The sequence below is a fragment of the Virgibacillus sp. NKC19-16 genome (genome assembly GCF_021560035.1).
Classification (GTDB): domain Bacteria; phylum Bacillota; class Bacilli; order Bacillales; family Amphibacillaceae; genus Virgibacillus_L; species Virgibacillus_L salidurans.
Window position 1 is genome coordinate 2521630 of sequence record NZ_CP074373.1, and the last position, 15691, is coordinate 2537320.

Consider the following 15691-nt stretch of genomic DNA (forward strand, 5'->3'; position numbering starts at 1 on the left):
GAAGGCTGAAGCCGTGCCCTAAGGTCCGCGACTGCCCGGAACGATCCCGGACGGCGGCGAGCATTGCACATTATGTCGTCTTTTACATCAACTACGAAGGTTTAAAAGCAACAATACTCACAAAAAGCATAAAAAACATTAGCAGTAATGCGCTAATGTTTAGTGATGCTGATTATTTCAGCCAGAATTTCATTCATCGTTTTTTTCTCCAGACTTTGGTGGTAGTCATCTATTTTTTCCTCAAAACGCGTTTGCCTGTCTTTGTCGGAAAAATACGCCATGATTTGGTTTTCTACGGTATCTTCCTGTACGCTTAACGGGATAACCAATTCTAGTTGCTTTAACTGGTCTACATTGACTTTTTCCGGTCCCGGCAAAGCGTCATAGATAAATAACACTTTTCGCTTCATCAGGCTTTCACTTACTGTTACCCCACCAGGCTTTGTCATTACGGCATCAACCTGATCATAGATGTGATTCATTTCTTCTTTATTTTCAATATAAGGAAGTGGGGTCACATTTGGATTTCGTTTCGTTATTAATTTCTGATATAGCCCAACATTTTTCCCACATAGGACATAATAGTGAAGGTATTCACTTGAAGGATTGGTTGGAATTAATTTATCCATCGCTCCAACGCCTAAACTTCCACCGGTTACCAACACAGAGATATTTTTTTGATCCGTACGCCGTTCTGCCTTTTTATGAAATGCAGTATGTACAGGAATTCCCGTAATAAAAATTCGATCCTCTTTTACACCATTACGCATTAAAAATAATTTCACCAATGTAGATGGAACGATATGATAGTCTATCCCTTCCAGTCCCCATATCCGATTTACGAAATAATCAGTGTACACATTTACCGTAATGGCTTCAAGCTTTCCTTTTTGCTTTAACACGCTTGCAATATTTGATGGCAGCGCATGGGTAAAAAAAAGAATCTTACTTCGATTTTCCTTTATTAGTCTTTTAAAAAAATAGGAAAACAGTATTTCATAAAGAAATTGCCGCTTTCGTTTTGTAACTTTTTTATACGCCAACCGATCATAAATCCAATGATATGCATCTGGAAGACTCTTAATCGCAGTTAAATAAGTAGATGAAATAACACGCTCTATCCTTCCAAAACTATACGCCAAAATATCAACCTTCTGACATTTCATGTTCTGATTCAGCTGCTGCAAATTATCCATTAAAGCATCAGCCACATGATGATGCCCGGTGGGAATTTGCATAAATGGTAAAAATAATACGTCACGTTGTTTATTTGAGGGTGAGGTCTTCATGAAATTCAACTCCGTGTCATATCCTTCAATTACCAATGAAAAAATATGTATAGCAGTGTTATACTCCCTATTGGGGAGGAATTAAAACAATGATTTATATTATCATTTCGTTTCTTTTAATTATTAGCAGTTATTTCATATACAAAGCATATATAAATACAAAAGATATACAAATTAATAACATTCAAATTGAAGCTGATAACCTGTCAACAAATAATCTTTCTATCCTTCACTTATCAGATTTACACCTGGAAAACATCTCTATAACACCGTCAGAATTAGCCATAAAGCTTGCAAATGAATCACCTGACATCATCGCCCTAACCGGGGACTTTTTAGATCGCAAACGAACGATTCCCAAAATGCTTCCTTATTTACAAGTGTTGCAGGATTTGAAACCAACGTATGGCATGTATGCTGTATTCGGTAATCATGACTATGTTCTTGCAGATGAAGATTTAGATAAATTAAAAGGGGTGCTCAACCAGTTTGATTGCCATATTTTACAAAACGCCAATGAAACAATTATGGTAAATGAACGGCCCATAAACATTATTGGGATTGATGATTATAGTACAAATAGAAGTGATCCGGCCAAAGCTTTTGAGCAGGTTAAAGAAGGGGTTAACCTTGTGCTAACCCATGATCCGACCATTGTCCTTGAAATGGAAGATTATACCTTTAACTATTTGCTGGCAGGACATTTTCACGGTGGTCAAATTTGCTATCCAAAAGCATATCACCTCGTTAAAATGGGTAAGCTTGCCCAAAGTAACGTTATCAAGGGATTACACATGCACAATAATTCGCCATTTTATATCAGTGAAGGCCTTGGGCAGACGGGAGTTAATATCCGAATCGGAAGTCGCCCGGAAATCACGCTTCATGACATGGCCATCAAATAGGGCAATGGTATTTATTTAGCAATGCATCTTTCGACATGAACAAATAAACAGGATCTTGTTGACTCGTATTTGCTATAAAATGTATAGGTAGAAATGTAAATTTTTTATAGGTGCGATAATAGGTATTTTTAATGGGAAATAACTCAAATCCCAGCCTGTTCGCGCCTTTATATAATGAGGTAATACCAATAATCCCTTTTATCTTATCGTTTTTTTGATGGGTTTTCATGTAATTAGCCAAACTTGGAAGTGCATGTTTTACTCTATGATAAATAAATACAGCCCGTTTCATATCACTATCAATCGCATACAGTTCTTTTAGAATTCTGACGTTATGCAAGTGTATTTTTAGCAGCATGTCATGTTTCTGAATAATGGTACCATCCTGAAGCACCACCTCATGCCCTTGATAACTTGTAAGTCTTACTCGAAATAAGGTATTACCTGCTTTATTTTCAGGCACATAATGTAGTCTTGTACATGAATAATAAATTGGATCAATCATGTCCCATACCCCTAATAGATAACTCCTCATCAGTTGCTTCCTCTCTGTTTATTAATCATTATTAGTTTGGTTAGCAAGGTGAAAAATATGAAAGGTATTTTTTAGAAGAACAAACAAAAAAGACCTCCTACCATTCAATGAGTAGGCGGTCTTATATGTTATTCAGTTAAGTTAATCACACGAATTGCCCCTTTGGATGCATGTTTAAATTGGTGTGTTACAAAAGGATACTCACCTGCTTCTTTTACAGTGAATTCAACAACAGCACCGCCGCTTGCCGGTAATCCAACAGTCTGCATTCCTTGTTGATGATTTGCCGGATTCCCATCAATATAGACATCATCAAACATTGATCCAATAACGTGGAAGGAGCTTACTTCATTCGGTCCTACATTATTAATATAAAACCGGACTTTGTCACCGGCTTCTGCTTCTAATGGTTCGTTTTGAACTGCTCCAAACGTCCCATTTGTATTTGGTTGACCTTCTTCAAGTCCTTTTGTAGAGAACACGATTTGAGAAGGTTCATTGTTCATCATATCGTCTAAATCATTATATTGATACCATTCGTTTTGGATAACTACATATTCTTGATCCACTTCATCATCTGTAGGATAGCCATCTTCCGGTTGTACGATAACCACACCATGCATACCATTTGCAATATGGGACAACACTGGATCTGTTCCGCAGTGATACATGAATACACCAGGGCTTGATGCTGTATAAGAAAATGAGCTCTAATCGGGGGACGAACTACCTCGAGCGCGGGACGAGACAACCTGAGCGCAGAACGACCTACCTCGTGCGAGGGATGAGGCGCCTTGAACGCGGAACGACTATATCCAGTCGATCTCCCCAATCAAAAAAAAACAGCAACGCCTTAAAACGTTGCTGTCCTCTAATGATCACCGTTTCCGATGGGGTTCAGTTGTAAAGATAATCCCTAACTCATGATGCTCCCCTTCATATAAGACGCTTTGAACAAATCGGATTTCACCTGCGTCGTCCAGTAACCCCAGTTTAAACGATGTACCAGCCGCTTGCAGGGCCTGGTAAAATGCATCGACACTGCTAATATTTACACCATTAACCTTTACAATCGTTTCACCTACAAATATATCAAGCCGCTCTGCAGGCGTTCCTGGCATTAATCCCAGTACTTTTAACCCATTGTCCGTTCGATGGAAATATGCACTGCTTGTGCGGTCCTTCATGCGATGACGATAATTTATATATTCCTTGCCTAAAATTGCCATTAAAATTGCCACAAGTGATAAGCCGGATACAAAAATACTCGAAACAGCTAAAGCGATTATGATTAGACCTAAAAGCATAACCAATTTCGCCAGTTTCTTTGCTGCCTTTTGCGGAAGACTTCCTCTCACGGTATAGTCAAACCCAACTACAAATGGAACGAGCAAGATACTGAAAGACTCCTCACCTAGTGAAAAGTAAGGCCAAAATGGTGCGATTGGTGTAATCATTCCAGCAGGTACTAATGTGAAAAAAGGAATAATACTCAGCTTTTTCACATGATGCTGTCCAATCCATCCCCCTCGGCTTCCCTTAACAAGCTCAGGGTATGTCTCATTTCTCTTTATTCTGCCAAGTAAAATAGCTTCAACGATTAAAAATAGCCCCAATAAAATGCTTAAGCCAGTAAAATTGGCAGATGAAAATAAATTCGTATCTATATATGTTTGATTTTCCAATATAAATGGTAAAAATAAAAGCAGTAAATATGTAACCCCTATCGTATAACTCGCAGACAACATCGTAAATCTCAATGTCAAACTCAGCACGATCAATACAATACTTAACAACAGAATCGTTTCATAGGTAAACACAATTCCCGCAACTAATGTGATAATTGAAACAGCGATACCCGCAATAATTGATGTCCCCCATGTATTCTTCCATTCTGAAAACACATCAAATACTTTCGATCCAAAATCCATTCGCTCCCTTTTAATCCGCCTATACCCTGCTAATACAATTAATAATAAAGACCAATATACCAACGGATTAAAAAAAAACATTCCAATCCCTTTTGCAAATTCGATTAACCATTCTTCTATCATGCATATCACCTTCCAGCAAAAACCTTATCTATATGTATTCGATATTTGTCGAATTATCTCCTGCTTGATTTACCGGAAATTATGTTACTGATAAAAAATCCGCGGGTAGCTCCCGCGGATCTACTTATTGATATAGTTCGTTTAATGCCTCTTCCATCTGCTGGTCGTCCTCACCGTTGCGGATATTTTCTACAACATTTGTTTCAATCATCCCAGCAGTTTCTTCGTCAACTTCTCCTGTAGCATCCAGGTCATTGTTCGTCTGAAATTCCGTCACAGCTGCCTCTGTTTCTTCACTGAAATAGCCATCGGTGCGTCCGGTATCATAGCCTAAACCTGTTAGCATCACTTGAATATTCTCGATTTTTTCATCTGTTTGATCATAGGTTAAAGGCTCTTCGATTTGAACTGGATTTGTGTAAAAGTAATCAGGCTGGGAAACTTCGATCGTCGGCTCCACGCCTGTTTCATTAATCCATTCCCCATTCGGAGAAAGCCATTTATTCGTTGTTAGCTTAATGGAACTTCCATCACCCATCGGTACAGCTTGCTGAACTGTTCCTTTTCCAAAGCTCGGTTGCCCAACGACATCATGACCCATTTCTTTCAGAGCAACCGCAAGAATTTCAGATGCAGAGGCACTACCTTCATCAATGACAACACTTATTGGATATTCCTTTGTCTCCTCCAATTGAGAATAATATGGGGTTACCTCACCTTCATTATCCTCTATTTGCAGATATGGTGTATCTTCAGGAACAAACAACGACAGCATCTCTTCTACCACATTAAGGAGGCCACCAGGATTTCCGCGTACATCAATAACTAAACCTTCAATCCCCTCATTTTCCAACATTTCTAGTTGCTCTTTAAATTCTGTGGCGGTATTCTCAGAGAAATTAGTGACTTCCAAAATTCCCGTCTCTTTTCCATCGATTGTTTCTATAGAATTATAAACTGTTTCAACTGGAATCTCATCACGAACAAGCGTCACTTCAAAGGGGTCTGATCCTGATCGCTGAATTTCCAATACAACCTCCGACCCTTTTTCCCCGCGTATTTGGGCAACTGCTTCATTTAAATTCAACCCTTCCAAACTTTCACCATCAACCGATAAAACTTGGTCATTTGGGCGCAGGCCAGCTTCTTCGGCAGGTGAATCCTTTATTGGAGATACGATGGTTACAATATCATTTACCATGCTTACTTCAGCGCCAATTCCCTCAAAAGATGATTCAATCTGTTCATTGAATTGCCCCATCGTTTCGACATCCATATACGAGCTGTGTGGGTCTTCAAGGGTAGAGAGCATGCCCTGAATAGCACCTTCAACTAACTGCTGATCTTCCACATCTTCTATATAATTTTGTTGAATTAAATTAAAGGCTTGCCCAACTTTCTGTATATCCTCAGGTTCGCCTCCTTCAGTCTCTCCACCAGCTGCGCCTTGTAGTGCTTCAACAAGTTCCCCCTGGTCTGATTCCGTGTCATTTGATTGTGCAATATTCACACCTGCATATGCGCCACCAAAGCCAAGTACGAGTGCAGCAAGCAAAATAATGATTATATGTGATTTTTTCAAATTCATTTTCCCACCTCTTATAACTTTGAAGTCATCGTATAAAAAAGCATATCATGATCTCTCCTTCATGACTATGGTTTTGACCTTTATTTTATGTGATTACTTCTTTTTTACTATTATAAAAAGGCATCACACCGTAATGGTAGATGCCTTTTTATTTTTTAACTATTTCATAAGAGGTAGTGGGTCAATCGCGTTGCCATAACCACCTTTATGTATTTCAAAATGCAAGTGTGGTCCAGTCGAAGCACCTGTGTTACCCGTTGCTCCAATTGTTTGTCCTTCACTGACTGTCTGTCCAGAAGATACAGAAATACTACTCAAATGTCCATAAACGGTTGTATAAGTTTGCCCATCAATTGAATGGGAGATCGTAATTGCGTTTCCAAGGCCACCCATGCTTCCAGCTGTTGATACAACACCATCAGCTGCTGCTCTTAGGGTCGTGCCTGTAGAGGTCCCTAGATCAATGCCGTTATGCATCTTCGCACCACCATATACAGGATGGGAATCCCTCATCCCAAACGTATCCGTTAAAGGGCCTGATGCAGGCATACTAAATTTACCACTTGAACTTGTTGTAACTTCATTACCACCGGAATTTGACCCGGAATCTGAGCCTGAATCTGAAGCTGAACTAGAATTTGAACTTGAACCAGAATTACTATCTGAACTGGATTCTTCTTCTGCTGCTTTCTCTTGTTCAGCCTGAGCTACTCTTTCTCGTTCTCTTTCCCGCTCTCTTTCTAATTGTTCCTGTTCCAAATCACTTTTCTTATTTTGCGCTAATTCGATTGCTTTTTTATTAGCTTCTTCTTCAGCACGTAATATTTCCTGTTCTTCTTCCTTGGTGAGCATTTCTTCTTCCAAGTCACCATACTCTTCTTCAAGCTCTGCCATCATTGTTTTCCGTTCGTCCAGTTGGTCATCCAATTGGCTCTTTAATGCGACAAGCTCTTCCTTTTGGCTTTCCAATGCGACCTTTTTATCTTCTACTTCTACCTTGCTATCTTCAACTTCCTGTTTACTCTCTTCCAAAGCCTTCTTATCTGCATTATGTGCTTCCATAATCGATTTATCCTGATCCATAATGGTATTTACTGCTGAAGATCTGTTAATAAAATCGCCAAAGCTTTGGGAGCCTAAAATAACTTCAAGGTACTTCATGCCACCACCATTTTGCTGAAGTGAAACGAGGCGGTTTTTCAATAATTTTTCCCGCTCTTCTATACGATCTTCTAAGACAACAATCTCTTCTTTTAATTCTTCAATTCGATTGTTTAGATCTTCAATCTCCTGATTTGTCTCATCAATCTCAGTTTCTTTTGTTTGGATATCATTTTGTGTATTCGTTAGTTTCTCATCAATCGTATTGATTTCCTGGTTAACCGTATTTTGTTGGTTTTCGTTTTCATTCATTTCTTCTTCTGTTTTTTCCTTGTCGCTTTCTACATTGCCTCTTTCACTTTCAAGATCACTTTGCTCTTCCTCCAGCTCGTTTACTTTTTTCTCTAATTCGTCAATTGATTCCGCAGATACGTTGTCTACATTCACGAAACCTATTGTAGTAGCTAATACAGCGGCAAAAGTACCTAAATAGACTTTCTTCATTCTCGTTTCCCCTTTCCTTTCTGCATCAAATTCGACTTCTTCTACGTTGTTGGATAAATTCCTCCTTATACTTTCAGGAATTTCCGTACACTCATCACACTTCCCCAAACACCGATGGTTGCACCAATTGCCAATATAATGAGCGAAAGTTGCCATGCAAATGGATAAAATGGTAAGAATTCCACAAATCCGTAACTAATTTGCCCGCTAACATTAGCATCCAGGTAATAGTATCCTGTAAGAATTGCAGCGATTGGAATAATTGAACCTAATACCCCCAATAGCAATCCTTCGACAAAAAATGGCCATCTAATAAATCCATTTGTTGCACCAACCAGTTTTTGAATACCTATTTCGGTACTGCGAGCCATGATGGTTATTTTTATGGTGTTGGAAATCAGGAAAATCGCTGTAAATACAAGGCCAAGTATTAAAGCTAATCCAATCGTCCTGGCGTATTGATTAAACTCGAACAATCGCTGAACAACATCTTGTCCGTATTCTACTTCCTGAACACCTTCGAGCTGTGTAATTTCTTCAGCTATTCGCATCGTTTCATCCGGATTTATCGCGTTTACAACGTAGGCATGGTTTAATGGGTTGTCCTGCTCAAATAACTGCCATGACTGTCCCTCTTCGCCCATACTATCTACTAGCTGCTGTAATTGTTCATCCTGGGATGAAAAGACAACGGAATCTACTCCATTAATTTCTTCAATCTCATCACCTAAAGTGGTTATTTCTTCCTCGTTTGTTGTTGGGTCAATGAACGCACTTATTTCTACATCATCTTCAATATTGTCCGCCATGTGATTTAAGTTGAGCACTAATGCAAGGAATACGCCTACCAAAATCAATGTTGTTGTTACTGCTCCAATAGAAGCTACCGTCATCCAACCATTACGGCCAATATTTTTAACCCCTTCTCGTAAATGGCGCCTTATCGTTCTAAACTTCATAGCCGTATCCACCTTGCTCTTCATCTCGAACAATTAGGCCGTCTTCAATCGCAATAACACGATGCCTATTCTTGTTTACGATTTCCCTGCTATGAGTTGCCATGATAACAGTTGTACCTCTTGTGTTAATTTCTTCAAATGTTTTCATGATATCCCATGAGGTATCAGGATCCAGATTACCTGTAGGCTCATCTGCAATTACTATTTTGGGGTTATTTACAATGGCACGTGCAATCGATACTCGCTGTTGTTCACCCCCGGATAATTCATCAGGAATAAATCGGGCTTTGTTTTTCAATCCCACTAGTTCAAGTACATCCATTACACGTTTACGGATGCTTCGGGGCGATTCTTCAATAACTTCTAAAGCAAATGCAATATTTTCATAGACTGATAGTTTTGGTAGTAGTTTGAAATCCTGGAAAATAACTCCAACGTCTCTGCGTAAATAAGGAATCCGTCGTCTTTTGAGCTTACTTAGATCAATTTCATTAACAACAATGGAGCCATCTGTAGGTTTTACTTCTCTATAGATTAATCTTATAAATGTAGACTTCCCGGCACCACTTTGGCCGACAAGATACACAAATTCGCCCTGCTTTATATCAACATTAATGCCATGTAGAGCACTAACCCCATTGGCATATGTTTTATATACATCTTTCATTAATATCATATATAAATATCACCTTTTTGTTTATCGTTGTTCATAAATGTCTATCTCGACAGTCTTACCACAAATTTACAAAATGAACACGTTTATTAATTTCTTATGTAGTCGAGAATGTACGGTTTCATAATTACTTATACAGTATAACATTTTTCTACACGATTTTTAGACACAATTATATTACATTTGTGTTGCAAAAAGAGTTGATTTTGTAATAAAAGAGAGAAGTTTGTTCTTTTTTGGGGGCTATTAGAAAAGTTAGCAATCCATCAAGTCTTTAGATGAATTGCTAAAACATTAAAAAAAGCCCGGCTTACTTGGAAAAAATCCATTAAGCCAGACTTTGTTAAATTCATGGTGTTATTCCATTCCTGCTAACCAGTTTGAAAGTGTATCAAGATCTTCTCCGGATACATCTTGTGGTGGCATGGAACCTTGACCATTTTGAATAATATCAGCAATTTCATCTGCTGAATAGTCAGCACCAACTGAAGTTAAGTCTGGACCTTGACCCCCTGATAGGTCTGCACCATGACAAGACATACAGTTGCTTTCATAAATTCCTTCAGCCGCAGCAGTATCTACAGAGCCGCTACCGTCAGAAGATTCCTCGGTACCAGTGTCTCCACCGTCGCCGCCATTTCCGCCATCGTCAGTGCCACCATCATCTCCGCCACCACCACATGCCGTGAGCACGAGTGCTGTACTAAATAAAAGTGTGAGTAACCATTTCTTCATACATAAACCCCCTTATATTTTGGTGTAAAGGCTATCAAGAATAGTATACCCCGTTTTTTCATTTTTTTATACCTTCTATAAGACATACTTTAACTGACATTTGAAAGGAAATGCAGTTGGCTCAACGCTTTTGGTAATTTGTGTCAATTTGATTACTTTTTTGCACGCTAATTAACTAATTTTAGAGCGTAGGAATGCATCAATAAACGGCCCGAGATCCCCGTCCATGACACCTTGTGTATTACCTACTTCGACATTTGTCCGATGATCTTTAACCATCGAATATGGATGGAAAACGTAGGAACGAATTTGACTTCCCCAGCCGATTTCTTTTTGTTCCCCCTGAATTTCATCAAGCTTTTGCTGCTGACGTTCTATTTCCAGTTGATACAATTTTGATTTCATCATCTTCATGGCAACTTCTCGATTTTTAATTTGTGAACGTTCATTCTGACAAGTTACGATGAATCCTGTTGGAATGTGGGTAATTCTAACAGCTGAGTCTGTCGTATTTACATGCTGTCCACCTGCACCACTTGCGCGATATGTGTCGATTTTTAGATCTTCTGTATTCAATTCAATCTCCACATCATCCGTTATTTCCGGCAAAACATCACATGATGCAAAAGAAGTATGGCGCCGTCCGGATGAGTCGAATGGAGATATACGTACCAATCGATGTACACCTTTTTCAGCTTTTAAATATCCATACGCATTGTGACCTTTAATTTGTAATGTAACACTTTTCACACCAGCTTCATCGCCAGGTAAATAATCCAGTGTCTCCACGCTGAAATTTTTACTTTCAGCCCAGCGTTGATACATACGCAGTAGCATGCTTGCCCAGTCCTGTGATTCGGTACCACCTGCACCCGGATGGAGTTCAAGTATGGCGTTATTGGCATCATAAGGCTCACTTAATAGCATTTGCAGTTCAAACGCATTAATATCCTCCATGATATCTTTTATTTCCTTATTAAGCTCATTGAATAATTCCTGATCCTGTTCCTCTTTTACAAGCTCATAGGATACTTCTAAATCAGCCAAATGTCCTTCTATCTCTTCAAACTTGTAAACATAACTTTTCAGTCCATTAACTTCACTTATTACTTTTTGTGCAGTATCCTGATCATTCCAAAAATCCGGATCTGTCATTTGCAGATCTAATTCCTGAATACGAGCCTTTTTATCTTCTAAGTCAAAGAGACCCCCTAAAATCTTCAATACGCGCATTCATTTTATCCAATTCGTTTCTAATCTCTACTAATTCCATCGTTTTCACCTCTGTTTTTATATAAGAAATCGGCTACTTGCCGATTTTCTACTTACTAATCCATCACTTCTCTGACTCTGTTCTAAGATCCATGACAGTTTTTGAATTTTTTACCACTGCCACATGGGCATGGATCATTACGACCTACATTGTATTTCTTCACATAGGGTTTACGTGATTTTTTCTTTTCTTCCTGACCACCGGAAACGGCTTGCGTATCTTTTGCTACTTCTTCCCGCTGCAGGTTGTCACGAATTTGGGCTTTCATCACGTATTTCGAAACTTCTTCTTCAATGTCTTCCACCATCACTTCAAACATGGAAAAGCCTTCAAGCTGATACTCACGCAACGGATCGTTCTGTCCATATGCCCGTAAATGGATACCTTGGCGCAGCTGTTCCATTTGGTCAATATGATCCATCCATTTTGTGTCCACGGTACGGAGTAAAATAACTTTTTCAAACTCACGCATTTGTTCCGGTGATAGCTCTTCCTCTTTTTCATCGTATTTGCTGCGAACTTTTTCCATGATTAACTCATTTATTTCTTCAGGTTCTTTGCCTTTAATCGCATCTATCGTAATATCTTCCGGATCCAATAAATTACCATGGGCATATTCAATGATTGCCTGCAGATCCCAATTGTCCTCATCATCGTCCTGGGTATGTGTTGCCACAACCCGGTTAAGAGTTGATACAATCATATTTTCAACGATTTCACGAAGGTTCTCATCCGCTTCGATGACATCAAAACGTTGTTTATAAATAATTTCCCGCTGTTCACGAAGAACATCATCAAAAGATAATACCTGTTTACGCGCATCAAAGTTATTTCCCTCTACGCGTTTTTGTGCAGATTCCACGGCCCGTGAGACCATTTTGCTTTCAATTGGCTGGTCATCGTCCATCCCTAAACGTTCCATCATGGAGCGCAAATTATCTGAACCGAACCGGCGCATCAATTCATCTTCCATCGATAAATAAAATTGCGTCAGGCCAGGGTCACCTTGACGACCGGAACGCCCACGTAACTGATTATCAATACGGCGTGATTCATGCCTTTCCGTACCAATAACAGCTAGACCACCAACGTCCTTAACGCCAGATCCAAGTTTAATGTCCGTACCACGACCGGCCATGTTTGTTGCGATCGTAACTGAAGCTTTCTGACCCGCTTGTTCAATAATTTCAGCTTCACTAAAATGGTTTTTCGCATTTAATACATTATGCTTTACCCCGGCTTTTTTCAATAGCTTAGAAATGATTTCAGACGTTTCAACAGCAACTGTACCAACTAGTACAGGTTGTCCTGCATTGTAACGTTCTTTAATATCCTCCACAACTGCCCGAAACTTACCTTCTGTTGTTTTGTAAATCATATCCGCCTTATCATCACGGACGATTGGCTGGTTTGTCGGAATGGCAATTACATCCATATTATATATATTTCGAAATTCCTCTTCTTCCGTTTTTGCTGTACCTGTCATACCAGAAAGCTTGTTATACATCCGGAAAAAGTTCTGGAACGTAATCGATGCAAGTGTCATACTTTCATTTTGAATCTGCAATCCTTCTTTTGCTTCAATTGCCTGATGCAGCCCATCACTATAACGGCGCCCTTTCATAAGTCGTCCCGTGAACTGGTCTACAATTACCACTTCGTCCTCTTCTACCACATAATCTGTATCCCGGTGCATAGACACATGAGCTTTTAATGCCTGATTAATATGATGAATAAGGGAAACATTATCCAGATCAAATAAGTTCTCGACCTTAAAATAACGCTCTGCTTTATTGATGCCCTCTTCTGTCATCTGAACACCTTTTGTCTTTTCATCATACGTATAATCGCCTTCACGGCCAAGTGTGCTTACAAATCCATCCGCTTGTTGATAAAGGGAAGCAGATTTTTTTGCAGAGCCGGAAATAATTAATGGGGTTCTTGCTTCATCAATTAAAATCGAGTCAACCTCGTCAATAATGGCAAAATTCAATGGCCGCTGCACCATCTGTTCTTTGTACAGCACCATATTATCACGCAGGTAATCAAATCCATATTCATTGTTTGTACCATATGTTATATCACTATAATAGGCTTCGCGCTTATCTTCTTTGGATAATCCGTTACTATTCAACCCTACGGTCAAGCCGAGAAACTGATAAAGTTCTCCCATTTCTTTTGAGTCACGATCAGCCAGATAATCATTCACTGTGATGATATGCACACCTTTTCCGGAAATCGCATTTAAATATGCCGGCATCGTGGAGGCGAGTGTTTTACCTTCCCCTGTTTTCATTTCGGCAATATTACCTTCATGAAGTGCCACTGCACCTACTAGCTGTACAGTGAACGGACGCATATTTAGCACACGCTTGGCAGCTTCACGAACAACTGCAAATGCCTCAACCAGCATATCATCCAAACTTTCTCCGTTCGCATATCGTTCTTTAAATTCCTCTGTTTTTCGTTGTAGTCCTGAGTTGGATATCTTTTCAACCTCTGGTTCCATCGCTTCTATTTGATCAACTTTTTTTTGTAATCGATTAAGCTGTTTTTGGTTCCCATCACCAAATATCTTTGTCAATAATCCAGCCATAGCAAACGCTCCTCAATATATTTCAAAAATTATACAATAAAAATAGTGTTGTCCATCTTTAATAATAACACTATCCAAACCGTGATGACAAATGCTCAAATTAAAAAGGAGTAGCCTGAGGATAGGCTACCCTTGACTTTGAGGATATGGGAGGAAAATATGTAGCTACTTCTTGCGTGGAGATCATTTATGTAAGGCATGCTCCCAGCTCTTGTGCTTATCAGCAGTGTCTGTAATCCTTCTATTTGTAGCTGCGACAATTTTCACCAATTGTGTAATAGTATCTTCATGTTGCTGTACTTTTTTTATTAATTCATTGAATGCGATACGCTCTTGTTCCTTCATAGTATACACCTCCTAGTTCTATTGTCTCAGTTATATCATGTATATAGGACTAAAGTCTAGTTTCTATTTTTGGATTTTTGATCTTAATTCGACACAATTTCTGATCTGAAATGTAATTATAGGTACGGTTTTAAGCTGTATTTCACAAATTTAGGCCCTTTTATTGTGCCAAAATTAAATTTTAGGTTTTTATTCTACAAATTTCGACAATATCTGCAAGAGGAAAGGAGAACATCTGTCATATCAAGGTTCAAGCTGAAATAAAACGGATATTTTCTAAAAGTTTGTTTTTGTGACATAAAAGATATAAACTGCGGCGTAGCTACTGTTTGCTATAAGTATTTGCTATAATCTCCGTTCGGATCAGCGAAGATTTAAAACCAACAAAAGAGTCCAATAAAAAAGACGACCCTTCTATAGGATCGTCTCTTATTTTATCTGTCTATTAAACGTTAGGCTCTATTAAACCGTATTTCCCGTCTTTGCGTCGATAAACGACATTTGTGTCATTGGTATCGGCATTTGTAAAAACGTAAAATGCGTGGCCTAGCATGTCCATTTGGAGAACGGCCTCTTCTGAATCCATTGGTTTCAGGTTAAATCTTTTTTGTCTTACAATTTCAATTTCATCATCATCTTCTTCGGTTGCAATACTATTTGCTTCCCTCTCCAGTTCAGCAAATACATGTTTTGGTGAACCTTCTTGACGAAACTTACGATTTACTTTTGTTTTATATTTACGAATTTGTCTTTCTAGTTTGTCAACAACTAAATCAATGGCAGCATACAAGTCAACATGCTGGACCTCTCCCCGTAATAATAGATCTGTCATTGGGATGGTTACTTCAATTCGTTGTTCATCATTGTAGACACTTAAATTTACATGTACATCAGATGCCGGCGGAGTATCAAAATATCTTTCCAGTTTACTAATCTTTTTCTCGGTATACTCTCTTATTGCCGCGGTCACCTCAAGATTTTCTCCACGAATATTAAATTTCATGAAAGTGTCCTCCTTTTTTCCTTTGTCTTTAGTATACTATATTTCCCGTAAGAATTCCTGCTTAAACTAGATAATTAAACTAGTAAATGTGAATACAGTAAATTATTTTTTATATCTCAACGCAATCTTAA

General features: G+C 38.8%; 13 protein-coding genes and 1 pseudogene. 1 reads left to right on the forward strand and 13 read right to left on the reverse strand.

Annotation, left to right across the window (positions count from 1 at the left end):
- Positions 1 to 152: 152 nt before the first annotated feature.
- Positions 153 to 1289: an MGDG synthase family glycosyltransferase gene (locus KFZ58_RS13000; RefSeq protein ID WP_235791729.1), complete on the reverse strand. Its 1137-nt coding sequence runs from the start codon at positions 1287 to 1289 to the stop codon at positions 153 to 155.
- An 89-nt stretch (positions 1290 to 1378) separates the two neighbouring features.
- Between KFZ58_RS13000 and KFZ58_RS13005 the strand changes: the two genes are divergently transcribed.
- Positions 1379 to 2194: a metallophosphoesterase gene (locus KFZ58_RS13005; RefSeq protein ID WP_235791730.1), complete on the forward strand. Its 816-nt coding sequence runs from the start codon at positions 1379 to 1381 to the stop codon at positions 2192 to 2194.
- Here KFZ58_RS13005 and KFZ58_RS13010 read toward each other — a convergent pair.
- The 12 genes and pseudogenes from KFZ58_RS13010 to hpf form a co-directional block, all read right to left on the reverse strand.
- Complete coding sequence (locus KFZ58_RS13010; RefSeq protein ID WP_441359979.1) at positions 2187 to 2729, reverse strand: YkoP family protein; 543 nt, start codon at positions 2727 to 2729, stop codon at positions 2187 to 2189. The genes KFZ58_RS13005 and KFZ58_RS13010 overlap by 8 nt on opposite strands.
- Before the next feature lie 128 nt (positions 2730 to 2857).
- Positions 2858 to 3436 (reverse strand): annotated as a pseudogene (locus tag KFZ58_RS13015) (multicopper oxidase domain-containing protein); the annotation flags it as partial.
- A gap of 171 nt (positions 3437 to 3607) precedes the next feature.
- A complete protein-coding gene (locus KFZ58_RS13020) occupies positions 3608 to 4783 on the reverse strand; it encodes a PDZ domain-containing protein (RefSeq protein ID WP_235791732.1) in 1176 nt (391 codons plus the stop codon).
- Positions 4784 to 4907: 124 nt separating this feature from the next.
- Positions 4908 to 6371 carry a S41 family peptidase gene (locus tag KFZ58_RS13025; protein WP_235791733.1) on the reverse strand — a complete coding sequence of 488 codons (1464 nt, stop codon included), beginning with the start codon at positions 6369 to 6371 and terminating at the stop codon, positions 4908 to 4910.
- Between the two features lie 159 nt (positions 6372 to 6530).
- A complete protein-coding gene (locus tag KFZ58_RS13030) occupies positions 6531 to 7976 on the reverse strand; it encodes a murein hydrolase activator EnvC family protein (protein ID WP_235791734.1) in 1446 nt (481 codons plus the stop codon).
- 65 nt (positions 7977 to 8041) lie between these two features.
- Entirely contained in the window at positions 8042 to 8935 is an 894-nt protein-coding gene (gene ftsX, locus KFZ58_RS13035) for a permease-like cell division protein FtsX (RefSeq protein ID WP_235791735.1), read from the reverse strand.
- Entirely contained in the window at positions 8925 to 9611 is a 687-nt protein-coding gene (gene ftsE, locus KFZ58_RS13040) for a cell division ATP-binding protein FtsE (protein WP_235791736.1), read from the reverse strand. The genes ftsX and ftsE overlap by 11 nt, the downstream gene beginning before the upstream one ends.
- Before the next feature lie 354 nt (positions 9612 to 9965).
- Positions 9966 to 10343 (reverse strand): cytochrome c551, encoded by a 378-nt coding sequence (gene cccB, locus KFZ58_RS13045; protein ID WP_235791737.1) that lies wholly within the window; start codon positions 10341 to 10343, stop codon positions 9966 to 9968.
- 171 nt (positions 10344 to 10514) lie between these two features.
- A protein-coding gene (gene prfB, locus KFZ58_RS13050; protein ID WP_235791738.1) for a peptide chain release factor 2 occupies positions 10515 to 11616 on the reverse strand; the annotation gives its coding sequence in 2 pieces (ribosomal slippage) (positions 10515 to 11543 and positions 11545 to 11616; 1101 coding nt in all).
- A gap of 82 nt (positions 11617 to 11698) precedes the next feature.
- A complete protein-coding gene (gene secA / locus KFZ58_RS13055; RefSeq protein WP_235791739.1) occupies positions 11699 to 14212 on the reverse strand; it encodes a preprotein translocase subunit SecA in 2514 nt (837 codons plus the stop codon).
- A 183-nt stretch (positions 14213 to 14395) separates the two neighbouring features.
- Complete coding sequence (locus KFZ58_RS13060) at positions 14396 to 14557, reverse strand: hypothetical protein (protein ID WP_235791740.1); 162 nt, start codon at positions 14555 to 14557, stop codon at positions 14396 to 14398.
- Positions 14558 to 15002: 445 nt separating this feature from the next.
- Complete coding sequence (gene hpf, locus KFZ58_RS13065; protein ID WP_235791741.1) at positions 15003 to 15560, reverse strand: ribosome hibernation-promoting factor, HPF/YfiA family; 558 nt, start codon at positions 15558 to 15560, stop codon at positions 15003 to 15005.
- Positions 15561 to 15691: the final 131 nt, after the last annotated feature.